Annotated in this window: 20 protein-coding genes, 1 pseudogene and 1 riboswitch; of the genes and pseudogenes, 13 read left to right on the plus strand and 8 right to left on the minus strand. The window is 59.8% G+C overall.

Annotation, left to right across the window (positions count from 1 at the left end; genetic code table 11):
* The first annotated feature begins 1,531 nt into the window (after window positions 1-1,531).
* The 4 genes from J3351_RS08410 (at window position 1,532) to J3351_RS08425 (ending at window position 6,247) form a co-directional block, all read left to right on the plus strand.
* Window positions 1,532-2,554 carry a low specificity L-threonine aldolase gene (locus J3351_RS08410; RefSeq protein WP_207697517.1) on the plus strand — a complete coding sequence of 341 codons (1,023 nt, stop codon included), beginning with the start codon at window positions 1,532-1,534 and terminating at the stop codon, window positions 2,552-2,554.
* Between the two features lie 126 nt (window positions 2,555-2,680).
* Entirely contained in the window at window positions 2,681-3,196 is a 516-nt protein-coding gene (locus tag J3351_RS08415; RefSeq protein ID WP_181966878.1) for a PTS glucose transporter subunit IIA, read from the plus strand.
* Window positions 3,197-3,367: 171 nt separating this feature from the next.
* Window positions 3,368-4,714, plus strand: a complete 1,347-nt coding sequence (locus J3351_RS08420) for a dicarboxylate/amino acid:cation symporter (RefSeq protein ID WP_207697518.1) — start codon at window positions 3,368-3,370, stop codon at window positions 4,712-4,714.
* Window positions 4,715-4,903: 189 nt separating this feature from the next.
* The gene (locus tag J3351_RS08425) at window positions 4,904-6,247 is read left to right on the plus strand and encodes an MATE family efflux transporter (protein ID WP_207697519.1); all 1,344 of its coding nucleotides are present in this window, start codon (window positions 4,904-4,906) and stop codon (window positions 6,245-6,247) included.
* 110 nt (window positions 6,248-6,357) lie between these two features.
* Here J3351_RS08425 and J3351_RS08430 read toward each other — a convergent pair whose 3' ends face one another.
* The 4 genes from J3351_RS08430 to J3351_RS08445 form a co-directional block, all read right to left on the minus strand.
* Entirely contained in the window at window positions 6,358-7,398 is a 1,041-nt protein-coding gene (locus tag J3351_RS08430; protein WP_156058891.1) for a YeiH family protein, read from the minus strand.
* A gap of 95 nt (window positions 7,399-7,493) precedes the next feature.
* Window positions 7,494-8,288, minus strand: coding sequence for a TPM domain-containing protein (locus J3351_RS08435; protein ID WP_207697520.1), 795 nt, complete (start codon window positions 8,286-8,288; stop codon window positions 7,494-7,496).
* A 12-nt stretch (window positions 8,289-8,300) separates the two neighbouring features.
* Window positions 8,301-9,401, minus strand: a complete 1,101-nt coding sequence (locus J3351_RS08440; protein ID WP_207697521.1) for a Trm112 family protein — start codon at window positions 9,399-9,401, stop codon at window positions 8,301-8,303.
* Window positions 9,402-9,415: 14 nt separating this feature from the next.
* On the minus strand, window positions 9,416-10,705 hold the full coding sequence (locus J3351_RS08445; protein ID WP_207697522.1) for an SPFH domain-containing protein: 1,290 nt from the start codon (window positions 10,703-10,705) through the stop codon (window positions 9,416-9,418).
* A 192-nt stretch (window positions 10,706-10,897) separates the two neighbouring features.
* A riboswitch (TPP riboswitch) is annotated at window positions 10,898-11,004 on the plus strand.
* Between the two features lie 180 nt (window positions 11,005-11,184).
* On the opposite strand from J3351_RS08445, the gene thiW reads away from it, so the two are divergent.
* The 9 genes from thiW (at window position 11,185) to J3351_RS08490 (ending at window position 20,252) form a co-directional block, all read left to right on the plus strand.
* Window positions 11,185-11,700, plus strand: coding sequence for an energy coupling factor transporter S component ThiW (gene thiW / locus J3351_RS08450; RefSeq protein WP_097772939.1), 516 nt, complete (start codon window positions 11,185-11,187; stop codon window positions 11,698-11,700).
* 12 nt (window positions 11,701-11,712) lie between these two features.
* Entirely contained in the window at window positions 11,713-12,534 is an 822-nt protein-coding gene (thiM, locus tag J3351_RS08455) for a hydroxyethylthiazole kinase (protein WP_207697523.1), read from the plus strand.
* Complete coding sequence (thiE, locus tag J3351_RS08460) at window positions 12,521-13,153, plus strand: thiamine phosphate synthase (RefSeq protein WP_005930122.1); 633 nt, start codon at window positions 12,521-12,523, stop codon at window positions 13,151-13,153. Before thiM ends, thiE begins: the two co-directional genes overlap by 14 nt.
* A gap of 118 nt (window positions 13,154-13,271) precedes the next feature.
* Entirely contained in the window at window positions 13,272-14,582 is a 1,311-nt protein-coding gene (gene thiC, locus J3351_RS08465; RefSeq protein ID WP_005930119.1) for a phosphomethylpyrimidine synthase ThiC, read from the plus strand.
* A gap of 178 nt (window positions 14,583-14,760) precedes the next feature.
* Window positions 14,761-15,582, plus strand: coding sequence for a Cof-type HAD-IIB family hydrolase (locus tag J3351_RS08470; protein ID WP_207697524.1), 822 nt, complete (start codon window positions 14,761-14,763; stop codon window positions 15,580-15,582).
* A gap of 17 nt (window positions 15,583-15,599) precedes the next feature.
* Complete coding sequence (locus tag J3351_RS08475) at window positions 15,600-16,604, plus strand: 3'-5' exonuclease (protein WP_207697525.1); 1,005 nt, start codon at window positions 15,600-15,602, stop codon at window positions 16,602-16,604.
* Between the two features lie 139 nt (window positions 16,605-16,743).
* The gene (locus tag J3351_RS08480; protein WP_097770187.1) at window positions 16,744-17,346 is read left to right on the plus strand and encodes a TVP38/TMEM64 family protein; all 603 of its coding nucleotides are present in this window, start codon (window positions 16,744-16,746) and stop codon (window positions 17,344-17,346) included.
* A gap of 424 nt (window positions 17,347-17,770) precedes the next feature.
* Window positions 17,771-19,168: a cysteine--tRNA ligase gene (gene cysS, locus J3351_RS08485; RefSeq protein ID WP_005930099.1), complete on the plus strand. Its 1,398-nt coding sequence runs from the start codon at window positions 17,771-17,773 to the stop codon at window positions 19,166-19,168.
* Between the two features lie 130 nt (window positions 19,169-19,298).
* Window positions 19,299-20,252 carry a hypothetical protein gene (locus tag J3351_RS08490; protein WP_207697526.1) on the plus strand — a complete coding sequence of 318 codons (954 nt, stop codon included), beginning with the start codon at window positions 19,299-19,301 and terminating at the stop codon, window positions 20,250-20,252.
* 74 nt (window positions 20,253-20,326) lie between these two features.
* Here J3351_RS08490 and J3351_RS08495 read toward each other — a convergent pair whose 3' ends face one another.
* The 4 genes and pseudogenes from J3351_RS08495 to J3351_RS08510 form a co-directional block, all read right to left on the minus strand.
* On the minus strand, window positions 20,327-21,031 hold the full coding sequence (locus J3351_RS08495; protein ID WP_207697527.1) for a J domain-containing protein: 705 nt from the start codon (window positions 21,029-21,031) through the stop codon (window positions 20,327-20,329).
* A gap of 107 nt (window positions 21,032-21,138) precedes the next feature.
* A complete protein-coding gene (locus tag J3351_RS08500; RefSeq protein ID WP_207697528.1) occupies window positions 21,139-21,978 on the minus strand; it encodes a DUF5685 family protein in 840 nt (279 codons plus the stop codon).
* A 3-nt stretch (window positions 21,979-21,981) separates the two neighbouring features.
* Window positions 21,982-22,377 (minus strand): hypothetical protein, encoded by a 396-nt coding sequence (locus tag J3351_RS08505; RefSeq protein ID WP_005930086.1) that lies wholly within the window; start codon window positions 22,375-22,377, stop codon window positions 21,982-21,984.
* Between the two features lie 150 nt (window positions 22,378-22,527).
* Window positions 22,528-23,131 (minus strand): annotated as a pseudogene (locus tag J3351_RS08510) (glycoside hydrolase family 2); the annotation flags it as partial.

Genomic DNA, 23,131 nt, shown 5'->3' on the forward strand with positions numbered 1-23,131 from the left:
TCCCACGAAACCGTCGGCATTGAAGCACGGCAGGTACTTTTCCCCGCCCATGCGGGGGTGATCCTTATTTCAAGATGCTGACCGCAGAACATAAAGTCTTTTCCCCGCCTACGCGGGGGTGATCCCAGCAGAACGCCCTATCTGGTCGAAATCATGGACTTTTCCCCGCCCACGCGGGGGTGATCCCGATTAGAGTGCGTGCAATTTCGTTTTTGCCTTCTTTTCCCCGCCCACGCGGGGGTGATCCCACGGGCCAAACTGGGAATTTATACTAACTCAACTTTTCCCCGCCCACGCGGGGGTGATCCCCGCAGCTTTGGCTACGACATCGGGCCGGACAACTTTTCCCCGCCCACGCGGGGGTGATCCCAACTTGACTTTGTGCTTGCGCAGAGGTAACATCTTTTCCCCGCCTGTGCGGGGGTGATCCCTATGTGGTCCTGTACCAGATGCTCTGCCTTATCTTTTCCCCGCCTGCGCGGGGGTGATCCTAACTTCCATGATTTCATTCCTTTCATTCCTGACCTTTCCCCGCCTGTGCGGGGGTGATCCTGTGCCCTTTGGTCAGTATAAGGTTAACGATAACTTTTCCCCGCCTGTGCGGGGGTGATCCCATTTTTTCATCGATCTCGGCTGCGCTGTGGAACTTTTCCCCGCCTACGCGGGGGTGATCCCTGTTCATAGATGCTCGGCGTTATGTTCTCGGTCTTTTCCCCGCCCACGCGGGGGTGATCCCTCTGCCGCATACAGCACCTACCTGACGAACATCTTTTCCCCGCCCATGCGGGGGTGATCCCTCTACAACACCTGTGCACGCCTGATCGAACGACTTTTCCCCGCCCATGCGGGGGTGATCCGAAGTTGCCCACACCCATGGACGGTTCCAGAATCTTTTCCCCGCCCACGCGGGGGTGATCCTGGAACTGCCATACCATGAGAACGCCTGGTTCCCTTTTCCCCGCCCACGCGGGGGTGATCCCATAGATATCCGGGAGTAGGAAGGACGACTGTACTTTTCCCCGCCCACGCGGGGGTGATCCCATAGCGCAGATCGTTTTTGACGCGGTGCAACGCTTTTCCCCGCCTGCGCGGGGGTGATCCTATCCGAGATGTCGATGCCAAACTCCCGGTAGCCTTTTCCCCGCCTGCGCGGGGGTGAACCCATGGCAGAGATCACCGCTGCGGTCAGTTCCGCCTTTTCCCCGCCTATGCGGGGGTGATCCTTATAATCCTTTTTGCCGTACAAAAAGTACGGACTTCTCCCCGCCTGTGCGGGGGTGATCCTGCCCCGACCGACCTGCGCGGGCGGCCCATCAACTTTTCCCCGCCCACGCGGGGGTGATCCCGGCCCGTGCAAGGATGCACTCGACAAGCTGGACTTTTCCCCGCCTACGCGGGGGTGATCCCAAGCGGAAATCTATCCGCTCACAGGTGAGTGACTTTTCCCCGCATGTGCGGGGGTTCCACATTGACAACCCTGCGCAAAAAGCAGATAATAGGTTTATCTTGAATGCAGAGCGAGGGAAAGTATATGCTGTATTTTGAAAACGATTACTGCGAGGGTGCGCATCCGGCGATCTTACAGAAGCTGGTGGAGACCAACTTTGAAAAGGTCTCCGGCTACGGCACCGATCCCTATTGCGCCAGCGCGCGGGAGAAGATCCGCGCGGCGTGCGGCGCACCGGATGCCGATGTCTGGTTCATTTCGGGCGGTACCCAGAGCAACGCCATCGTCATTGCATCGATGCTGCGCCGCTGGGAGGGTGTGCTGGCCGCATCCACCGGCCATGTGGCCGCTCACGAGGCCGGTGCCATCGAGTTCACGGGCCACAAGGTCATCGGCCTGCCGCACACCAACGGCAAGCTGGATGCCGGGACGGTTGAGGACTGGTGCAGGACCTTCTATGCCGATGGCAATGTGGACCACCTCGTGTTCCCGGGCATGGCGTACATCTCCCACCCGTCGGAGTACGGCACCCTGTACACCAAGGCAGAGCTGGAAGCGCTGTCCGCTGTCTGCCATAAGTACCACATGCCGCTGTTTATGGACGGTGCCCGTCTGGGCTATGGTCTGGCCGCCGAGGGCACCGATGTGACGCTGGCCGATGTGGCCCGCCTGACCGATGTGTTCTACATCGGCGGCACCAAGGTGGGTGCGCTCTGCGGCGAGGCAGTTGTGTTCCCCCACGGCGCACCGGCTCACTTTATGACCATGGTCAAGCAGCAGGGCGCTCTGCTGGCAAAGGGCCGTCTGCTGGGCATCCAGTTCGATGTGCTGTTCACCGATGACCTGTACCAGACCATCAGCAAAAATGCCATTGAGACCGCCGCCGTGCTCAAGAAGGGACTGGCCGAAAAGGGCTATTCGTTCTTCATGGATTCGCCCACGAATCAGGTGTTCATCGTGTTGTCCAACGAGCAGCTGGCCGCGCTGGAAGGCAAGGCCAAGTTCGGCTTCTGGGAGAAGTACGATGATACCCACACCGTTGTCCGCATTGCCACCAGTTGGGCCACCCGGATGGAAGAGGTGGAGCAGCTGCTGGAGCTGATGTAAGGGCACACCTGCCAAATGGCGGTGCGTCTCTTTGTGCAGGATGCAGATTGTATTTCCTGCGCGGATATGCTATTCTTAACTGGATAAAGGCTGCACTTTGTGCACCGTGGAAGGATGGTTTGTATTATGGGCTTTTTTGACAAGCTTTTTGGCGGCAAGGCCGCATCCGAGACGAAATTTTCCGGCCAGAAGATGACGGTCATGCTTCCCATTGACGGCAAGGTGATCCCGTTGGAGCAGCTGCCCGACGAGACTTTTGCCTCTGCGATCCTGGGCCCCGGCTGCGGCGTGGAGCCCACCGGCGACACCGTTTATGCTCCCTTTGACGGCACCGTTACGCAGGTGCCCGAAAGCCTGCACGCCGTTGGTATGATGAGCGATGACGGCATTGAGCTGCTGATCCATGTCGGCATGGACACGGTGGAGATGAAGGGACAGGGCTTTACCTCCCTGACCAAAGAAGGGGCTAAGGTCAAGGCCGGCACCCCGCTGCTGAAGGTGGATCTGGAAGCCATCCGCGCCGCAGGCCACCCCACCGCAACGGCTCTCATCGTGACCAACAGTGATGACCTGCCGGAGATCAGTGTTGCTGCAAACGGCGATGCTGCCGCTGGCACGCCGGTGTTCAAGTTCAAGAAATAAGTGAGCAGATCCCCCGGAGGCAGAGTGCTTTCGGGGGATTTTTGCGGAGAAAAGTCGTACTTATTTGCAAAAAAGCAGTATTTTGCGTGATTTTCTCTTGCATTGCAGGGGGAGTTGTGCTAGAGTAGGCAAAGTGTGAGCCAAAAACCGGTACTGTGAGAGGAAAAGGATATGGAAACAAAAAAGAAGCACGAATTATCCCTTGCAAAACGCATGGCGATCTCTCTGGTCTGCGGCCTGGTGGCCGGTCTGGCCTTTATGTTCCTGCGGGAGCATCTGAACGCCAGCGGTCAGGCACAGACCTGGACCACCATCAACAACCTGCTGTTTCAGGATATCACCGCCGAGGGCGCTGAGCGTGCCTTTGGCATCTTCTACATCATCGGCCAGCTCTTCATCAAGGCGCTGCAGCTGGTGATCATCCCCATGGTCTTTACCTCCATTTCGCTGGCCATTGGCAGCATTGCAGACATCCGCACCATGGGCCGCATTTCTGCAAAGACCCTGTTCTGGTTCCTGCTGTGCTCCTTCCTGGCGCTGCTGCTGGCAGGCTGTGTGGGCTACGGCACCTACTCCATGGGCCTGTTCAACACCCACATCGAGGGTCTGGCAGAAGCCAGCGGTTCCACCGGTTCCAACCCCCTGAACGTGGTGCTGAACATCATCCCCTCCAACATCATCACTGCCTTTGGCAGCAATGGCGCTGTGCTTTCCAGCGTGTTCCTGGCAGTGGCCATCGGCCTGAGCATGAACACCCTGGGCGAGAGCCGCACCGCGACCCTGCGCCGCCTGCTGGGCGAGGTCAACGATGTGGTGGTCGTGTTCCTGAACTTCATCGTCAGCAACTTTGCCCCCTTTGCAGTCTTTGTGCTGCTGACCCGTACCTTCGCCATCTACGGCATCGATTACCTCAAGCCCGCGCTGGTCTATGTGGTGGTCACGGTGGTCCTGCTGCTGGCCTTCCTGGTCATTGCCTACCCACTGGTCATTGCACTGGGTGCCAAGCTGAACCCCTTCACCTTCATCCGCAAGATCGCCAACGTGGCAGTGTTCGGCTTCTCCACCTCCTCCAGCGCCGCCACCCTGCCCCTGAACATCAAGGTGTGCGAGGAAGAGTTCGGCGTGGATGAGAGCATCGCTTCCTTCGTCCTGCCGCTGGGCATGACCATCAACATGGACGGCACCGCCATCATGCAGGTCATTGCCACCGTGTTCATTGCAGGCTGTGCCGGTTACACCGTCACCCCCGGCCAGCTGGTCGTGGTCGCCCTGCTGGCCCTGCTGGCATCTGTGGGCACCCCCGCCGCTCCCGGCGCTGGGGCTGTCATCCTGTTTACCATCCTGTCCGGCATGGGCTTCGTCAACGACGGCGCTCTGCTGGCCTACTCCCTGATCCTGGCCATCAACCGCCCCATCGAGATGCTGGTCACCTCCCTGAACGTGGTGGGTGATGCAGTTGCCAGCATCTGCGTTGCCAAGAGCGAGGGCCTGCTGAACGAGGAGACCTTCAATAAGTAACAATACGCCGTAACAGGCGCAGCAAAAAACTCCCATGCACAGCATCTTCCGATGTGAGCATGGGAGTTTTTTTGTGTGGTAGTATTTGTGGGAAGAGTGTGGTATACTCGGCTTGGTTCAACAACTCGGAATTTGAGAAGGTAAGTGAATGGGATACCACGATACAAGATACCATGGAGGAATATGAGAATGTCGAAAGATGAGTATTTGATCACCGATGCGCCCCTCAAAGCGTTGACGGTTTTTGCAATGCCGATGATTCTTGGGAGTTTTTTTCAGCAAATATACAATATGGCCGACTCCATTATTGTCGGCCAGTTTGTTGGTTCTTCTGCACTTGCAGCTGTCGGTGCCTGTGCAGCATTGACCAATGTGTTCATTTGTGTGGCACTGGGAGCCGGCGTAGGTGCCGGTGTGCTGGTGAGCCGCTATTTCGGTGCCAAAGAATATGGCAAAATGAAAACCATTGTGTCAACGTCCTTGCTCAGCTTTTTGATTCTGAGCATTGTCCTTGGCGTTTTTGGCTTATGCTTTTCCCTCCCGATGATGCGGGGCTTGCAAACCCCTCCCGACATTCTGGATGAGGCGGTGCTGTATCTGCGGGTCTATTTTGCGGGCTTTCCGTTCTTGTTTATGTATAACATTCTCTCCAACATGTTCACCTCCATCGGTGAATCAAGAATTCCCTTGGCACTCCTGATTTTTTCTTCTGTCCTGAATATTTTTATGGACCTTTGGATGGTTGCTGGGCTTGGTCTGGGCGTGTTCGGTGCCGCTCTTGCAACCTTGATTGCCCAAGGCATTTCCGCCATATTTTCCTTTCTGATTTTTCTTCATCGGATGCGGCGATACGAGAGCCCATTTCAACGATTTGACTGGCAGGGGCTGCAATCCATGCTGCAAATTGCCGTGCCGTCGATTCTTCAGCAGTCTACGGTGTCCATCGGTATGCTGATTGTGCAGGCAGTTGTAAATCCATTCGGCACACAGGCGCTGGCAGGCTATTCGGCGACGATGCGAGTAGAGAATGTGTTCTCTTTGATTTTTGTCTCCATCGGCAATGCGGTTTCGCCGTTTGTTTCCCAAAACCTTGGCGCAGGCAAGCCCCAACGCATTAAAAAAGGGTACCACGCTGCACTGGTGCTGGATCTGTGCTTTGCAGCCATTGCGTTTGTGGTCATTGAAGCGCTGCACACGCAGATTTCCTCGCTGTTCTTGGGAAAAGACGGAACGGCGTTGGCCTATCAGGTGTCTGGTGACTATATGAGGTGGCTTGGTTACTTTTTCATCTTCATGGGTATCAAGATGGCAACCGATGGAGTCCTTCGCGGTCTCGGAATTATGCGTCCGTTCCTCGTTGCAAACATGGTGAACCTTGCGATTCGTCTGTCCGTTGCCCTGATCTGTGCACCGCGTTTCGGCATTGCCTTTGTCTGGCTTGCTGTACCAGCTGGTTGGCTTGCGAACTTCTTAATCTCCTATGGGGCTCTCAGGAGATCATGGCCGACTGATAAAATGGAATCAACCAGATAACTTCGCGTTTGTGGAGCAAAGTGGAACAATAAAAGAGCAGTGTTTCCGGTGGGTGGACCCATTGGAGAGCACTGCTCTTTCTTTGTGGGAAAATTCAGCTGGCAGGAGCGTTACAGTGTGCCGTAGGGTGCAATGCCGATCATGTACTCAACGCCAATGGCGACCAGAACGACCAATGTGGAGATGATGAAGCCGTGCAGCATGGGTTTTGCGCCGGAACGGCAGAGCGATTTAAAGTTCGTGTTCAGACCAATGGCCGCCAGAGCCGCGACCATCAGAAACTTGCTGATGGTCTTCAGGCCGGAAACCAGCCCGGCGGGCAGAAGGCCCAGACTGGTCAGCAGGGACATGGCAAGGAACGCAAGGATGAACCAGGGGAAAATGGAACGGATGCGCACTTTGACACCGTTGGCCTGGGCACTCTCTTTCTTTTTCAGGTGCAGGTTGATGGCGGCAAAGACCAGAACGGCCGGAATGATCGCCAGCGTGCGGGTCAGCTTGACCATCGTTGCAAAGTCACCGGCTGCTTCACTGAAAGCGTAACCGGTGGCTACAACGCTGGAGGTATCATTGACCGCCGTACCGGCCCAGAGACCGAATGCGGCATCGGAAAGCCCAAGCCACCGGCCAAGGAGCGGGAACACAACGATCATCACCGTATCGAACAGGAAGGTGGCGGACATACCGTAGGCGATATCCATGTCATCAGCCTCGATCACCGGAGCAATGGCGGCAATGGCAGAGCCGCCGCAGATGCCGGTTCCGGCGTTGATCAGGCTGCTGGTTTTCCAATTGAGCCCGAGCGCTTTGCCGATCAGCGCGCCCAGCCCAAAGCAGGTGGCCAGGGTGAAGAGCATGACCGTCAGCGAAAAACGGCCCACGGTCAGCACGGTGCGGATGTTCAGGCTGGCACCCAGAAGGACAATGGCGAATTTCAGGACCTTCTTAGAGGTGAATTTGATGCCCGGCGCGGTTGTTTTGTTGGGCTGGAAAAACGCATTGATGGCCATGCCGATAAACAGGGCGATGACCGATGCGCCAATGAGGTGGAGCCCGGCGCTGCTTTCCAGCGTTTCCAGCCACTTGGCGATGCAGGCGATGCCCAGTGCCAGCGCGGCTCCGGGGATCAGGGCGGTGATCTTCTTTGACATTCGTTGGGTTTCCTTTCTTTTGCATGTTATACGGAAATAAAGACAAGCGAAAACCACCGGCAGAACCGGTGGTTTATTGCTGGAGAAAAGGGCGCTCAGAACGAGCCGCCGGAGGAGCCGCCAAAGCCGTCGCTGTCCACGGAGGAGCCGCCGGAGCTGCTGCTCTCCTCGTGGGGCGGGTCGTAGACCTGCACACGGTCGGTGTGGGTGTAGTTGTCTACCTGCACCCGCAGCTTTAAGCCTGCGCCGATGTAATCGTTGGCCTCGGTCTTGAGCCGGGCTGTTTTCATCTGGCTGTACAGCACGCCGCAGACGATACCGGCAATGATCATGGGAACGCCGATGACGATGAGGAGCAGGATGGGCCAGCCGCTGGTATCGTTGTCAACATCCAGCGGTTCGCCGTGCTCGGCGTAGAAATCCAGCGTGTCGGCGCACATGGAGAGGTACTCGGAGGCGGCCTCGGTCCAGTCATCGTCCGAGAGATAGGGAACAACGGCATCTTCGATCTGCTCGATGCGGTAATCGGTAAAGGCTGTCACGCCGCCGCCGTAGGTGATGGTGACATACTTGCGGGAGCCGACTGCCAGCAGGAAGAGGATGCCGCTCTGTTCAGAGCCGCTGCCCAGACCATTGGCAAGGTAGTAATCTTTGGCGTACTGGCGCTGGTCGGTGTCACCGATGCTGTCCACCACCAGAAAATACACGTCGCAGTTGTGGCCATCGCTGGCAGCTTCGGCAGAGGCTTCCAGCTGGCTGTAAGTATCCGCATCGAACAGGCCCGTCTCGTCCCGCACCAGCGGTGCGGCGGCAAAGGCGGGGATGCTCAGGCAGAGCGCCAGCACCAGTGCGGCCAGCAGGGCGGCAAAGCGTTTTGCGGTGTGTTTCATTCTGCCACCCCCTTATAACAACAGCAGGAACGCCAGCACTGCCATCAGGGGCAGGCTGATGCCCGCAAACCACGCGGCCACCCGGCTCTTGTCCACCGGCAGGTCACCGATGAGCCGCCCGGTCTGCCCGTTCATGGCGAACAGGAAGTCCTTGTCCTTCCACCGGGTGTGGAGCATCCAGACCGGCAGCAGGGCGTAGTGGGCGTGGGTCATGTCCACGTTGATGTTCTCGGAAATGGGGTGGATCTCGCTGTAGCCGCCGGTGGTGGCGTGGAGCGCATCGGCCGTGGAGTTGTACATCCGGCGGTAGGCGCGCTCGGCACAGGCATCGGCATCCTCGTCATACCGGTCGGCCAGATAGCCGGGCAGGTAGGCCGTGGAGAAGGGTTTCAGGTCGCCGTAATCAAAGGGCTCAATGGCATCCATGTGGGTGTTGGGCATCTTGCTGGAGCCATCCACCGGCACCTTGGCAAAGGCGGCCGAACCCTCGCGGCGCACATCGTAGTGCTGGGTGGTGGTCACCATGTAATCGCCCTCGCGGTGGCTCTCGGAGTTCTGGCCCTCGTACCGGCCGCGCGCGTCGGCCTTGGCATCGTAGAGCCAGAAGGGGACATATACGCCCTGGATCTCTGCGATGTGGTTCTGGCTCTTGAACGCCTTGGGCAGGAAAGCCTTGCCCTTGTAATATCTGGTCAGCTGGGCAATGGCGGTCTTTTTGTCCAGCTTGAAGGGCAGGATGTATTCCGGCTTCAGCTTGCCGGAGAGCTTGCCGCCCAGCACTGTGGGGTTGCCGCAGTAGGGGCAGGTGGTGGCGGCGGTGGTCTCGTCACAGACCAGCTCGGCTCCGCAGGTGGGGCAGGAGTAGCTGTTCAGGCCCTCCGCCTCGGCCTCGCTCCACACCGGGCTGTCCTGCCGGGGCAGGCGGGCGGCTTTTTTGGCATCACCCTCGGCGGCAGTGTCGGCAGCGGCCTGCTTTTTGGCGTAGCGGGCCTCGATGTCCTTTACGTCGTAGGCCGAGCCGCAGTAATCGCAGACCAGCTTGCCGCTGGCACCATCGTAGTGCAGGGGGCCGGTACAGGCCGGGCACTGATAATTCGTTGTCTTTTCAGCCATGCGTCAGACCCCTCTCAGGCCCCAAAGGGCTTGCCGCACTCGGGGCAGAACTTGGGCGGGTTGGCCGGGTCGGCAGGCACAAAGCCGCAGTTGGCGCACTTGGCGGCGGGCCGGGGCTTGCCGCATTCCGAGCAGAACTTGCCGCTGTTCTTTGCACCGCAGCTGCACACCCAGACAGCCGGGGCTTCGGGCCGGGGCTTGCCGCATTCGGCACAGAACTTGCCCGTGTTGCCGGTGTGGCCGCAGCTGCAGGTCCAGCCAGCGGCCGGTGCGGCCTGAGGCTGCGCGGCGGGCTGCTGGCCGCCCATCTGGTAGAGATCCCGGGCGTTGACACCGCCCGCTGCAGCGGCCTGGTTCATCCCCATAAAGGCCATGGCGGGACCGGCGGCGGTGTTGGAGGCGGCAGCCTGCATGGCGGAGGCCTGTGCGCCCACCAGATGCGCGGCGGCGCGGGTGGGGTCCATAAAGGCCGCACTGCGCTGCAGCTCCTTGATCATCTGCTCGTCTTCCTCGCTGGCCTTGACACCGGAAACGCCCAGAGAGACGATCTCGATGCCGCGCAGCCTGCTCCACTTGGCGCTCAGCTCCTGATTCAGGGCCTCGGCCAGCTCGGCGGTGTGGCCGGGCAGGGCGGAGTAGCGGATGCCCTGCTCGCTGATCCGGGCAAAGGCGGGCTGAAGGGCGGTCATCAGTTCGGTCTTGAGCTGGCCGTCCAGCGCGTCGCGGGTGTAGGCGTTTTCCACATTGCCGCAGACGTTGGTGTAAAACAGGATGGGGTTGACCACCCGGTAGCTGTACTCGCCGAAGCACCGGATGCCGATGTCGATATCGATGCCGGCGCGCTGGTCCACCACCCGGAAAGGCACCGGGTTGGGGGTGCCGTACTTGTTGCCGGTGAGCTCCCGGGTATTGATATAGTAGATGCGCTGGTCGGAACCGGCCTGCCCGCCAAAGCTGAACCGATTGCCCAGCTCGGCAAACACGCTGTCGATGTTCTTCAGCCCGCCGCTGAGCAGGGAGGGCTGGGTGCCGGTGTTGTAGGTGTACTCGCCGGGTTCGGCGCAGAGGTCCACCACCTTGCCCTGCTCCACGATCAGCACGCACTGGCCGTCGGCCACGGCGATCACAGAGCCATCCGAGATGACGTTTTCGCTGCCGTGCCGGTTGGCAGAGCGGCCATTGGTCCGTTTCTGGCCCTTGACGGCCAGCACCTCCGCGGGCAGAGCGTCACAATAAAAATATTCCTTCCACTGGTCGCCCATCACGCCGGATGCCGCGCCCAGAGCTGCTTTGATGAGACCCATAACTTCAATCTCCTTTTGTGCCGGGCAGTGCCCCAAAGCGGGGAATGGCTCCCCCGGGCGCTGCGAAATTTGGGACAAGTATAACATAATCCGGAAAATTGTAAAAGCGATTTGGCAAAAAGGCGGCAAAAAGGCGAAAGAAAAACTTGTTCTTGCTTTTTTGCTCCGGCGGGTGTACAATACCCTACGAAAAACAAAACACAGGGGAGCTCGTGAGGCGGGCTGAGAGGAAGTAACCAAACTTCGACCCTTGACCTGATGCGGATAATGCCGCCGTAGGAAGTCATAGGAAAATGATTTTTTGCAGGAGGCACCGCTGTGGTGTCTCCTGTTTTTTGTTGCCGCAAGCCGCCGCAACGGGCGGCTCCGGGCTGAGGGGGAGCGCCCTGAGCCTTGAAATAACTGCGATGGGAAGCCGTGTTCCGGCGTGAGAGGAGGCCAGCAAGCCTCGACCGCTTTTTGAGAAAGAGGAGTTACCAATGAAAAAATTCTCTGTGAAAAAGCTGGCTCTCGCTGGAATGTTCTGCGCCCTGTGCGTGGTGGGCAGTGTGTTCAGCTTCCCGATGTTCGGCAGCAAGTGCGCCCCCGTGCAGCACATGGTCAATGTGCTCTGCGCCGTGCTGCTGGGCCCCTGGTGGGGCGTGGGCGTGGCCTTTGTGGCCTCGCTGCTCCGCAATATCCTGGGTCTGGGCAGCCTGATGGCCTTCCCGGGCAGCATGTTTGGTGCCCTGCTCTGCGGCCTGGTCTACGCAAAGACCAAAAACCTGATCGCCACCCTGGTGGGTGAGGTGTTCGGCACCAGCATTCTGGGCGGCCTGTGCGCTTACCCGGTGGCCATCTGCCTGATGGGCAAGAGCGCCGGTGACATCGCGTTCTATGCCTACATCGTGCCCTTCCTCATCTCCACCGCTGTAGGTGCGGTCATTGCGGGCGTGCTGGTGTACAGCCTGCAGCACTCCGGTGTCCTGCGCTCCATGCAGAGCAGCCTTTCCTGACGGGGGTGCGTCATGTTTGCAGAGCAGTTTGCCAATGTCCGCACCAAAAGCCCCCTGATCCATAATATCACCAACTACGTCACCGTGAACGACTGCGCCAACATGGTGCTGGCCTGCGGTGCTTCGCCCATTATGGCCGACGATGCCGCCGAGGTGGAGGATATCACCACCATCTGCGGCGGGCTGAACATCAACATCGGCACCCTGAACAGCCGCACCATTGAATCCATGCTCAAGGCGGGCAAAAAGGCCAATGCACTGGGCCACCCCGTGGTGCTGGACCCCGTGGGCGCGGGCGCTTCCGCCCTGCGCACCGAGACGGCCTACCGTCTGCTGGACGAGGTGCAGTTCACGGTCATCCGGGGCAACATCTCCGAGGTAAAGACGCTGGCTTCCGGTGCGGGCACCACCAAGGGTGTGGATGCCGATGTGGCCGACAAGGTTACCGAGGAAAATCTGGACGGCGCGGTGGCCTTTGCCAAGGCTTTTGCCGCAAAGACCGGTGCCGTTGTGGCCATTACCGGTGCCATTGACATCGTGGCCGATGGGGCAAAAGCCTACTGCATCCGCAACGGACACCCAATGATGAGTGCCATCACCGGCACGGGCTGCCAGCTCTCTGCCTTGACGGCGGCCTTTATCACCGCCAACCCCGGCCAGCCGCTGGAGGCTGCGGCTGCTGCCGTCTGCGCCATGGGCCTTGCGGGCGAGATCGCCCATGCACGGCTGACCCCGCTGGACGGCAACGCCACCTACCGCAATTACATCATTGATGCCATTTACAATATGACTCCGGCTCAGCTGGAAGAGGGTGCCAAGTATGAAGTGCGCTGAAGAATATATGCGGCTCTATGCCGTTACCGACCGTGCCTGGGTGGGCGGTCAGACCCTCTATCAGCAGGTGGAGAGCGCCCTGAAGGGCGGCGTGACCTGTGTTCAACTGCGGGAAAAGGAGCTGGACGAGGAAGCCTTCCTGAAGGAGGCGTTTGAGCTCCACGACCTGTGCAAAAAATACAATGTGCCTTTTTTCATCAACGATAACGTGGACATTGCCATCCGCTGCCACGCCGAGGGCATCCATGTGGGGCAGGAGGATATGGCCGCTGCTCAGGTGCGCCAGCGCGTGGGCGATGAGATGATGATCGGCGTATCCGTCCACAGCGTGGAGGAGGCCCTGGAGGCCGTCCGGCACGGTGCCGACTGTCTGGGCGTGGGTGCTGCTTTCTCTACCCACACCAAGGCAGACGTGGACGTTCTGCCCGAGGGCATGATGAAAGCCATCTGCGATGCCGTGGACATCCCCGTTGTGGCCATCGGCGGCATCCACAAGGAGAACCTGCTCCGGCTCAAGGGCACCGGCGTGAACGGTGTGGCCCTTGTCAGTGCGATCTTCGGCGCGGAGGATATCGAGGCCGAGTGCAGGGAGCTGAAGGCACTGGCGGAGCAGCTGTAAGGCGGCTCGCCCTCTCAGTCATCGCGCACAGAGGAAAGGCTGCGCAAAAACCTATTTCCGGTACGTTCAGCGCGCAAAGTGCTGTTCAAGATATAAGAAACATTTGGAGGAAAGTACCATGCAGAACTACACCACACAGATGGACGCTGCCCGCAAGGGCATCGTCACGCCGGAGATGGAGATCGTGGCCAAAAAGGAATACCGCACCACGGAGGAGATCCGTCAGCTGGTGGCTGAGGGCAAGGTGGCCATTCCCGCCAACAAGCACCACACCTGCCTGAACCCCGAGGGCATCGGCTCCATGCTGCGCACCAAGATCAACGTGAACCTGGGCGTTTCCCGCGACTGCAAGGATTACAACGTGGAGATGGAAAAGGTGATGAGCGCCGTCAATATGGGCGCGGAAGCCATCATGGACCTGTCCAGCCATGGCAACACCCAGCCCTTCCGCCAGAAGCTGACCCACGAGTGCCCCGTGATGATCGGCACTGTGCCTGTGTACGATTCCGTCATCCACTATCAGCGCGACCTTGCCACCCTGACCGCGCAGGACTTCATCGACGTGGTGCGCCTGCACGCTGAGGACGGCGTGGACTTTGTCACCCTGCACTGCGGCATCACCCGCAAGACCATCGACCAGATCCGCACCCACAAGCGGAAGATGAACATTGTCAGCCGCGGCGGCTCTCTGGTGTTCGCCTGGATGAGCATGACCGGCAACGAGAACCCCTTCTACGAGCACTTTGACGAGATCTGTGAGATCTGCGCCGAGCACGACGTGACCATCTCGCTGGGCGATGCCTGCCGCCCCGGTTGCCTGGCCGATGCCACCGATGTCTGCCAGATCGAAGAGCTGGTGCGTCTGGGCGAGCTGACCAAGCGCGCCTGGGCACACAACGTGCAGGTCATGGTGGAGGGCCCGGGCCATGTGCCCCTGAATCAGGTGGCCGCCAACATGGAGGTGCAGAAGAGCATCTGCATGGGCGCTCCCTTCTATGTGCTGGGACCCCTCGTTACCGACATTGCCCCCGGTTATGACCACATCACGGCTGCCATCGGCGGTGCCGTTGCCGCCATGAGCGGTGCAGCCTTCCTGTGCTATGTCACCCCCGCCGAGCATCTGGCTCTGCCCAACGTGGACGATGTGAAGCAGGGCATCGTGGCCTCCAAGATCGCCGCCCATGCGGCCGATATCGCCAAGGGCATCCCCCATGCCCGGGATATCGACGACAAGATGGGCGATGCCCGCCGCGTGCTGGACTGGGATGCCCAGTTCGCCTGCGCTCTCGACCCCGAGACCGCCAAGGCCATCCGGGATGCCCGCCTGCCTGAGGATGACCACAGCGACACCTGCTCCATGTGCGGCAAGTTCTGCGCCGTCCGCAGCATGAACAAGGCACTGGCCGGGGAATACATCGACATCCTGTAACACAGCGTTTTCTTCCTTCTCAGCCGTCCGGTTTTGCTCGCCGGGCGGCTTTTTTGCTTGTCCCTGGGCGGGGAACAGGTTTCCTGCTTTACAGAAAAGGGAAAGCATTGTAAAATAGATGGGTAAGTAATAAAATATCCGGCGGGAAGCCCCTGCCTGAGAACGAGGAATAAAAATCATGGCAAGATCGAATATCCGGGTGCTGGCTCTGGACTTGGACGGCACCCTGACCAATGACGAAAAGATCGTTACCCCCCGCACCCGCGAGGCACTGGATGCCGCCGCCGCACAGGGCGTGACCATCGTGCTGGCCTCCGGCCGCCCCACAGCGGGCATTCTGCCGCTGGCAAAGGAGATGGGGCTGGACAAAAAGGGCGGCTGTGTGCTGGCCTACAACGGCGGCAAGATCGTGGACTGCGTGACCGGCGAGGCTTTGTATCAGGTGCAGCTGGGAGCGGAGTTCGTCCCGGAGCTCTGCGAATTTGCAGCCCGGCAGGATGTGGCCATCCTGACCTATAACAGCGAGGGCATCGTGTGTGAGCGGGATCAGGACGTGTGGGCAAACAAGGAGTGCTTTACCACAAAGCTGCCGATGCTCCATGTGGATGATCTTGCCTCCTATGTGGACTATCCGATCTGCAAAATGCTCATCACCCTTGACCCTGCCCGGCGGGATGCTGTCTGTGCCGCCGGAAAGGAGCAGTTTGCGGGCCGTATCGACCTGTACCCCTCCAGCCCCTTCTTCATCGAGGCCGTGCCGCTGGGCGTGGCAAAGGACAGGAGCCTTGCCGCCCTGCTGGAGCGGATGGGCCTGACCCGGGAGAACTTGATGGCCTGCGGCGACGGCCTGAACGACCGCTCCATGATCTCCTATGCCGGGGTGGGCGTTGCCATGCAGAATGCCGAGGATGCCGTCAAGGCTGTGGCCGATTACGTCACCGCCGCCGACAACAACCACGACGGCGTGGCCGAGGCCATCGAAAAATTTATCCTGAACTGAGAGGAACACAAACAACAATGCCACGCAATCTGGTTTTATTTGATCTGGAATGGAACATCGGCTATAAGCCGTATCCCTTTAATTATCATGGCGTGCAGCAGACCTTCCGGGGCGAGATCATCGAGATCGGCGCGGTGAAGATCGACGAGGATGCAAACGTGCTGGATACCTTTTCCATCCACCTGCGGCCCCGCATTTTCCACACCCTGCAGCACCACATCGCCAAGGTGACGGGCCTGACCCAGGCCGACCTGGACCGGGGCGAGCCCATCGTGCAGGGGCTGCGCCGCTTTATGCAGTGGTGCGGCCCGGATGCCGAGTTTGCCGAGTGGGGCATGGATGACGTGCCGGTGCTCAAGCAGAACCTTTTCCTCTGCAATCTGGACGAGAGCCGCCCCACCCAGTGGTATGATCTGCAGCAGATCTTCCTGCGGGAGCACCCCCGCAAGGAGGGCGAGGGCATGACGCTGGAAAGCGTTGTGACCCGGATGGGCATCCCGATGGAGCGCCCGTTCCACGATGCCCTGTCCGATACCCTTTACACCGCCGATGTCTGCCGCAAGCTTGACCTGCGGGCGGGTCTGGCGGCCTACCCCACCGAGGAGGAATCCCTGCGGGCGAGCCTCTGCCCCGCCCCCGGCGATTACCGGGACTTCCGGGTGTTCCGCGGCTATGTGGAGCAGTCCACCTGGCGCAGCGACCCAAAGATCATCACTGCCAGCTGCCCGGTGTGCGGCGGGAATCTGCAGCCGGACGATATCTGGCTGAAAAAGGGCAACAGCGGCTGGTATACTCTGTCTGTCTGCCCTGCCTGCGCCGGTACCGGCAATGAGGTTGGAAAGGGCGTATTCCAGCGCTATAAGCTGGCCCGGCGGGACGGCCTGCACTGGAGCTTTGCCCGCTGCGTCCAGATCCCGGACGAAGCCGGACTTGCCCGCTGGGAACGGATGCGCGCCCAGCAGATCGAGCGGATGCAGGCCCGGGCTGAGAAGGCCGCCGCTGAAGCCGACGGAAAAGCATAAAGATCCCCGCCCTGTGCAGGAAAGGCCCCCGCAGTCTCGTAGTATAGATGATATGACAAAAAAAGCTCGTATTTTGTTCACGGGCGTGTCATAGAAACCGGATATACTAAAGAAAAATGAGAGGGAAGGAACACGCGGGATGGAAATGACGATGATAGGCTGGCTCCACCAGCTGGGAACGCTGGAATTCTGGAAGGCCCTGCTGGAAGGCTTTGGCGGCCTTGGCCCCATTGCGCCCGTGATCCTTGCGATGGTGGAATCCTTTTTTCCGCCGCTGCCGCTCATTGCCATTGTGGCGCTGAATGTTGCGGCCCACGGCGGGCTTCTGGGCTTTGTGTACAGCTGGGCCGGGGTGATGCTGGGCGGCACTGTGATGTTCCTGCTCTGGCGGCGTGTCGTCAAGCGTTTTTTCTGGAAATTTGCCCGCCGCTCGGCCAAGCTGCAAAAGGCGGAGCAATGGGTCAGCCGGTTCGACACCGCGTCCCTGTTCATGCTGTCGCTCCTGCCCTTTACGCCCTCGTCCTTTATGCACTTTGCCTTCGGCATCTCTGATTTTGACGAGAAGCGCTACCTTGTCACCATGCTGCTGGGCAAGGGCGTGATGGTGGCCATGATGGCCCTTTTCGGGCAGTCGCTGGTGTCCGCCATGAAGAACCCGTTCTACCTCGTGCTTGCCATCGCCATCTGGGCAGGAATGTACTTTGCCAGCAAGCACTTCTGTAAAAAGCACGAGATCGATTGAATCGGCGCAGAGCTGCCGCTGAAATGCCAGCGCCTGCGTTCTGCTTGACTTCTCCCCCCGGCCCGGCTATAATACAGATGTATCAGGAAAAATGCGTTTACCCGGGCAGAGTAGCGCAAAGGTGAGCTGGACAGAGAGAACGGGCCGTTGGCTGGGAGCCTGTTTGCAGCAGCGTGTGTGAAGTGCGCCCGGACAGCACGCCGCGGGAAACCTGCTGGGGAGTATCGCGGCGCGGCAGCCGCCGTTATCGGCTTTGAGCGACAAACAGAAGTGGAACCGCGATTTTGAAAACCGCCTTCGATGTGATATGGGAGATTGTATCACATCGGGGGCTTTTTTTACTTCTCTGTTTTCGTAAGTCAGTGAAGCGAGACTGAGAGGTTCTGCTGCGGCTTTTGTTTGCCCTACAAGAAGGAGAGTTCTTATGCAGATTTTCAACACCCTGACCCGTCAGAAGGAAGAGTTTGTGCCGCAGGTGCCCGGCGAATACCGCATCTATGTCTGCGGCCCCACCGTTTACAACTATATCCACATCGGCAACGCCCGCCCGCTGATCGTGTTCGATACCCTGCGCCGCTACCTGGAATACCGCGGCAACAAGGTTATCTATGTCTCCAACATCACCGATATCGATGACAAGCTCATCAAGAAGGGCCAGGAGGAGGGCACCTCCATGAAGGAAGTGGCCCAGCGCTTTGAGGCCGAGTACCTCAAGGATGCCGCCGGTCTGAACTGCAAAAAGCCCACCGTCCAGCCCCGTGCAACGGAGCACATCCAGCAGATCCTGGACATCGTCAAGGACCTGATCGATTCCGGCCACGCCTACGTTGCCAAGAACGGGGATGTCTACTTCCGCGTCAAGAGCGACCCGGAGTACGGCAAGCTGAGCCACCTCAAGCTGGACGATCTGGAGAGCGGCAACCGTGAGCTGCGCAGCCAGATGGAGGATGACCTGAAGGAAGACCCCGCCGACTTTGCCGTCTGGAAGGCTGCCAAGCCCGGCGAGCCCGCCTGGGAAAGCCCCTATGGCATGGGCCGCCCCGGCTGGCATATCGAGTGCAGCGCCATGAGCCGCACCCATCTGGGCAAGACCATCGACCTGCACTGCGGCGGTCAGGATCTGATCTTCCCCCACCACGAGAACGAGATCGCCCAGAGCGAGTGCGCCAACGGCTGCGAGTTTGCCCACTACTGGATGCACAACGGCTTCATCAACGTGGATAACCAGAAGATGTCCAAGAGCCTGCACAACTTCTTCACCGTCCGCGATGTGGCAGACCTCTACGGCTACGAGCCCATCCGCTACTTTATGCTGACCGCAGGCTACCGGATGCCGCTGAACTACACTGTGGACCTCATCGAGAGCTGCAAGAACAGCCTGGAGCGCCTTTACACCTGCCGAGAGAACCTCGATTTTGCCCTGAGCAAGACCGCGTTCGGCACCGATGAGACCCTGACCGCCAAGGCAGACGAGGCCCGCGCCAAGTTCTGCAAGGCCATGGACGATGACCTGAACACCCCCGATGCGCTGGCTGCCGTGTTCGATCTGGTCAAGGAGATCAACACCCTGTCCGCTGCTTCCTCCAAGGCTGCGCTGGAGGCTGCCGCCAAGGCGTTCGATGAGATCACCGGCGTGCTGGGCCTGATGTACAACCGCAAGAAGGACGAGGTGCCCGCCGAGGTGACGGAGCTGGTGGAAAAGCGCGCCGCCGCCAAGAAGGCCAAGGACTGGGCCGCTGCGGATGCCATCCGTGCGCAGCTCACCGAGATGGGCTGGGCTGTCAAAGATACCGCCCAGGGCCCGCAGCTGAGCAAAATTTAACTTGAATCCCGTTATTGACCTGTACGGTACAATGCGGTAAAATGAGGGTGCGGGAACACTGTGCTGTGTGTTCCACGCACCCTTATTTTTGCATGATACAAGAACCTATATAAAAGGAGGTCTTTGGCTGATGAAAATCAAACGGCTGATCTCATTGCTGCTGGCGGCAGTGTTTGCCCTGAGTGCGGCGGCCACACCGGCGCTGGCGGCTTCGGCGGGCAGCGAACTGCCTGACCTGACCACCGCAGGCGTGGATGAGAACAACAGCGTTGTCTCGATCCGCCTGACCGCAGACGGGGATCTGACCTATGGCTCCCCCTTTACCCTGAGCGTCCAGACCACCCCGGCAGATACCCAGTATATCGGCGTGGTGATGGGCACCAGCGGCGAAGCGCAGGGCTATGTGACCCTGATCCTTTCGGGCAAGATCCGCACCCTGCTCAAGATGATCCCCCTGCCGAAAAAGATGTCGGCGAACCCTGAGCAGGAAGAGGAGTTCAACATCTACGCCTACATCAAGCAGCTGATCGACGGCAACGACGTGAGCGTGCTGCTGCGGGTGGCTGATGAAGTGGTCTCTGTGATGGATGTCCTGAAATTCTACATCCCCACGCTGAAGGATGTCTCCACCGGCATGAAGCTGGCGCTGGAGCTCATCCGCAAATATCTGCCCGAGGGCGTGTTCAGCCGCATCTATCTGGACGAGCAGCCCACGGAAGCCGGCAGCTATGTGGGCGGTGCTGTGGCGCTGGAATCCGGTGATGTGAACACCGCCGGTATGGCGTTCTTCCGCATCAAGCCCAAGAGTGCGGGGGTGCGTGTCTACTGGGCACAGGAGCTCCCCGCCAGTATGACTGCGGCAGAGGCCCAGAACTACAACGTCACCGCAGTGGTCGAAAGCGACGGCCAGGTGGTCGAGGGCGGCAAGGTGACCTACACCTATAAAAAGAAGAGCGGTCTCTTCGATTTCCTGGGTACGACCCAGAGCGGGTTCCCCACCGAACCCGGCGAGTATGTCCAGACGGCCAAGGCCGCCGGAAACTACTCCAGCAGCGAGATCAGCCGCACCATCGTGATCCAGTAATCAAACAGCAAAAATCCCTCCCTGCCACGCCGGCAGGGAGGGATTTTTTAATTGTCCTTATATCATTTTTGTGCTTACATCCGGAACCGCCAGCCCCAGCCGCCGCCACAGCAGCAGTTGCACAGCAGGTTGAGCAGGATCATGCTCCAGCACCAGCGCATCAGGCCGCCGGGCTGGGCGTAGGTGGTCTGGGTGCGGTAGGTGCGGCCCGGGTCCTGCAGATTGCGCAGGTTCATCTGGTATTCAGTGTTGCCGGGCTCCATCTGGGCGGCGCGGCGGGCATCCTGCAGGGCATCGATGCTGTTGCCCAGGCCCTGATTGGCCAGCGAGGAGAGATAGTACCACCGGGCGGTGCGCACGGTGATGCCGTCCAGCACGCGGCGGGCCTCGGGGTAGCGCTGGTTGACGATGAAGTTGCGTGCAGCCTGCATCTCAGGCGTGTCCGCACCGTTGTAGCCGGGGCCGCGCTGCTGCTGATAATTGCCGCCAAAGCCAAACCCAAACCCGAAGGGGTCGTAGCCGAAGCCGAAGTCTCCGAAATCCCCGTTGGAGTAGCCGTTCTGCTGGTACCCCTGCTGATAGCCACCGTAGGAGGGGCCGGTCTCGCCCTTGGTGATGGCATCGTATGCCGCCTGCACCTCCTTGAAGTGCTCTTCGGCGGTGGGGTCGTTGGGATTCAGGTCAGGGTGCCAGCGCTTGCACTTGGCACGGTAAGCCTTTTTGATCTCGTCTTCACTGGCACCGCGCTGGATGCCCAGAACCTCATAGGGGTCTCTCATCGGTCTACTTCCTCACGTCTCTATTACCATCTGTGCGGCCGCTGTGCCGCACAAGCAATCTTTAGTGTACAGGACTGGAACGGAAAAATCAAGGAAAACCGCCGGGATCAGGCGGTTTTGTCCTTCTTTTTTGCATTTTTGCAGTGATATTTGAGCCACACGCCCGAATACAGGATGTTGCGCAGAAGGTCAACGTCCTCCACACAGGGCAGGCGCTCAAAGCTGCGGGCGCAATTGGCCAGCAGCAGCTCAAAGATCTCCCGCATCTCTTCCTCGTACCCGGGCTCTCTGCTCAGGGTGCGCAGGGGATTGTATGCGCCCTTGCGCTCGTCCCGGGCCAGGTCATCGTAGGCATCCAGCAGGTAGATATACTTGCCCAGATTGAAGCCGATGCTGCGCAGCTCCGGCGACCAGTGGTCCTGCCGGTAATCGAACAGCTCGGCCATCAGTTCCCCAAAGCAGCCGGAAACGGCATCCAGATCCTCGCTGCCCTCGGCTTCGTACCGGGCCAGCCGATCCAGACAGGTGCGGATGGCGCTGCACTGGCGGGGCCAGCGGGCGGCGGCCTGCTGCGTGGGGGCAGCAAGCATCTTTTCAAAGCCCAGGCCCAGCAGGCTGTGATCATCGTTCCACTTGTCCTGCGCGTTGTAGTAGTGCAAAGCCACGCTCAGGTCCGCGCAGTAATCGGTGGGGCCGCTGGAACGCCACTCCACCTTCCGGATGGGGTGGATGGGGCAGTGGTCACAGCCTGTCACACAGGCGCTTTCGCCCTCGTACAGGCTGCACAGCAGCAGATCCAGAAAGGTCAGGTCATAGCTCAGGGTCAGCCGCCCCCGGGTGCCGTGCAGCGCGCCGATGCGGCGGCAGAGCCCGCAGTAGGCCGAGCGGTACCGCGCCTGTGCCTCCGGGCTGAGCGCGGCCTGATTCGGGATAACATATCCGAACATGGCTCAGCTCTTCTTAATGAACTGGGTGCCGCAGCGGGGGCAGGAGATCTGGATGCGGCCGCGGCCGCGGGGCACGCGCAGCTTCTGGCGGCACTGGGGGCAGCGGTAGTAGTGATAGACCTTGCGGTTGGCCCACTGCTCTTTCCAGCCCTTGAACTTGTTGTCCACCCGGTCCTTCAGGGTGTAGAACTTGTAGTTCTCCTCGGTGCGCTTGGAGATGTTCCGGCTGAAGGTGCGGTAGTAACAGAAGATCAGCAGGGCCGCGCCCAGATAGGTGAACAGGTTGACCCGGCTGATGATGGCGATGAGGAGCAGCACCAGCGAGGCAATGCTCAGGAATTGGTTCAGGCCATCGGTGCCATAGCGGCCGATCATAAACTGACGAAGTTTCTCTCTCATAGATTTCCGGTCCTTTGTCCTCAAGAATAACCCTCTCAGCCACGCGGACGCATGGACGGAGAGGGCGTTTGATTGTTCACAACAATAGAATATCAGCCAACCATGATAAAACTTTGAACAGATTGCAAATCTACCATGAAAGGACGAAATTTAATTGGCATTCTCTGCACCGGAGCGCTTGCGCACGGTCAGGGCGGCCTCCACATCCAGCGCGCCCTCCATCCGGCAGTGCAGCACGGCACGGCCTGCTTCACCGGTGGTGGCAAGGTAGGTGCCCGCCATGCCGCCCCGCAGGGGGACGATGGCTGGGCCCAGGATCTTTACCGGGCCTTCCACGCTGAGCTGAACGGCCTCACCGCAGTAGGGCAGCAGGTTGCCGTTCTGGTCGATGGCCCGCAGGCTGACCGCCGCGCAGTCCCAGGTGGGGCCGTCGGTCAGGATGGGGTTGTGCACCACGCATTCCAGCCGGACCGACTGCACCGGCTCCTTGACCACGGTGCGGACGGTGCGCCCGTGCCAGACTGCCTCAAACCGGTAAACGCTGGACGGCCCGCCCAGCACGCCGATGTATTTGTAGTACATCCGGAGCAAGTCGTTTGCGCTCAGCCGCAGGGAGAGCATCCGCGCCCGGGAGAGAGGCGAAAGGTTCAGCGCGTCCCGGCGCATCTCGTTGAGGATGGCCGCCACCTGCGGGGCCGTGCTCTGGTCAAGGCCCTCATACTTTTCCAGCAGAGAGCCGACGAAATCCTGGATC

Origin of the sequence: Faecalibacterium sp. Marseille-Q0746, from assembly GCF_017377595.1 — a bacterium.
Taxonomy (GTDB): domain Bacteria; phylum Bacillota; class Clostridia; order Oscillospirales; family Ruminococcaceae; genus Faecalibacterium; species Faecalibacterium duncaniae.

Bases quoted from the DNA above. Each gene is read 5' to 3' on its own strand.
- J3351_RS08410 (WP_207697517.1), top strand. From the start codon at position 1,532: ATGCTGTATTTTGAAAACGATTACTGCGAGGGTGCGCATCCGGCGATC.
- J3351_RS08415 (WP_181966878.1), top strand. From the start codon at position 2,681: ATGGGCTTTTTTGACAAGCTTTTTGGCGGCAAGGCCGCATCCGAGACG.
- J3351_RS08420 (WP_207697518.1), top strand. From the start codon at position 3,368: ATGGAAACAAAAAAGAAGCACGAATTATCCCTTGCAAAACGCATGGCG.
- J3351_RS08425 (WP_207697519.1), top strand. From the start codon at position 4,904: ATGTCGAAAGATGAGTATTTGATCACCGATGCGCCCCTCAAAGCGTTG.
- J3351_RS08430 (WP_156058891.1), bottom strand. From the start codon at position 7,398: ATGTCAAAGAAGATCACCGCCCTGATCCCCGGAGCCGCGCTGGCACTG.
- J3351_RS08435 (WP_207697520.1), bottom strand. From the start codon at position 8,288: ATGAAACACACCGCAAAACGCTTTGCCGCCCTGCTGGCCGCACTGGTG.
- J3351_RS08440 (WP_207697521.1), bottom strand. From the start codon at position 9,401: ATGGCTGAAAAGACAACGAATTATCAGTGCCCGGCCTGTACCGGCCCC.
- J3351_RS08445 (WP_207697522.1), bottom strand. From the start codon at position 10,705: ATGGGTCTCATCAAAGCAGCTCTGGGCGCGGCATCCGGCGTGATGGGC.
- thiW (WP_097772939.1), top strand. From the start codon at position 11,185: ATGAAAAAATTCTCTGTGAAAAAGCTGGCTCTCGCTGGAATGTTCTGC.
- thiM (WP_207697523.1), top strand. From the start codon at position 11,713: ATGTTTGCAGAGCAGTTTGCCAATGTCCGCACCAAAAGCCCCCTGATC.
- thiE (WP_005930122.1), top strand. From the start codon at position 12,521: ATGAAGTGCGCTGAAGAATATATGCGGCTCTATGCCGTTACCGACCGT.
- thiC (WP_005930119.1), top strand. From the start codon at position 13,272: ATGCAGAACTACACCACACAGATGGACGCTGCCCGCAAGGGCATCGTC.
- J3351_RS08470 (WP_207697524.1), top strand. From the start codon at position 14,761: ATGGCAAGATCGAATATCCGGGTGCTGGCTCTGGACTTGGACGGCACC.
- J3351_RS08475 (WP_207697525.1), top strand. From the start codon at position 15,600: ATGCCACGCAATCTGGTTTTATTTGATCTGGAATGGAACATCGGCTAT.
- J3351_RS08480 (WP_097770187.1), top strand. From the start codon at position 16,744: ATGGAAATGACGATGATAGGCTGGCTCCACCAGCTGGGAACGCTGGAA.
- cysS (WP_005930099.1), top strand. From the start codon at position 17,771: ATGCAGATTTTCAACACCCTGACCCGTCAGAAGGAAGAGTTTGTGCCG.
- J3351_RS08490 (WP_207697526.1), top strand. From the start codon at position 19,299: ATGAAAATCAAACGGCTGATCTCATTGCTGCTGGCGGCAGTGTTTGCC.
- J3351_RS08495 (WP_207697527.1), bottom strand. From the start codon at position 21,031: ATGAGAGACCCCTATGAGGTTCTGGGCATCCAGCGCGGTGCCAGTGAA.
- J3351_RS08500 (WP_207697528.1), bottom strand. From the start codon at position 21,978: ATGTTCGGATATGTTATCCCGAATCAGGCCGCGCTCAGCCCGGAGGCA.
- J3351_RS08505 (WP_005930086.1), bottom strand. From the start codon at position 22,377: ATGAGAGAGAAACTTCGTCAGTTTATGATCGGCCGCTATGGCACCGAT.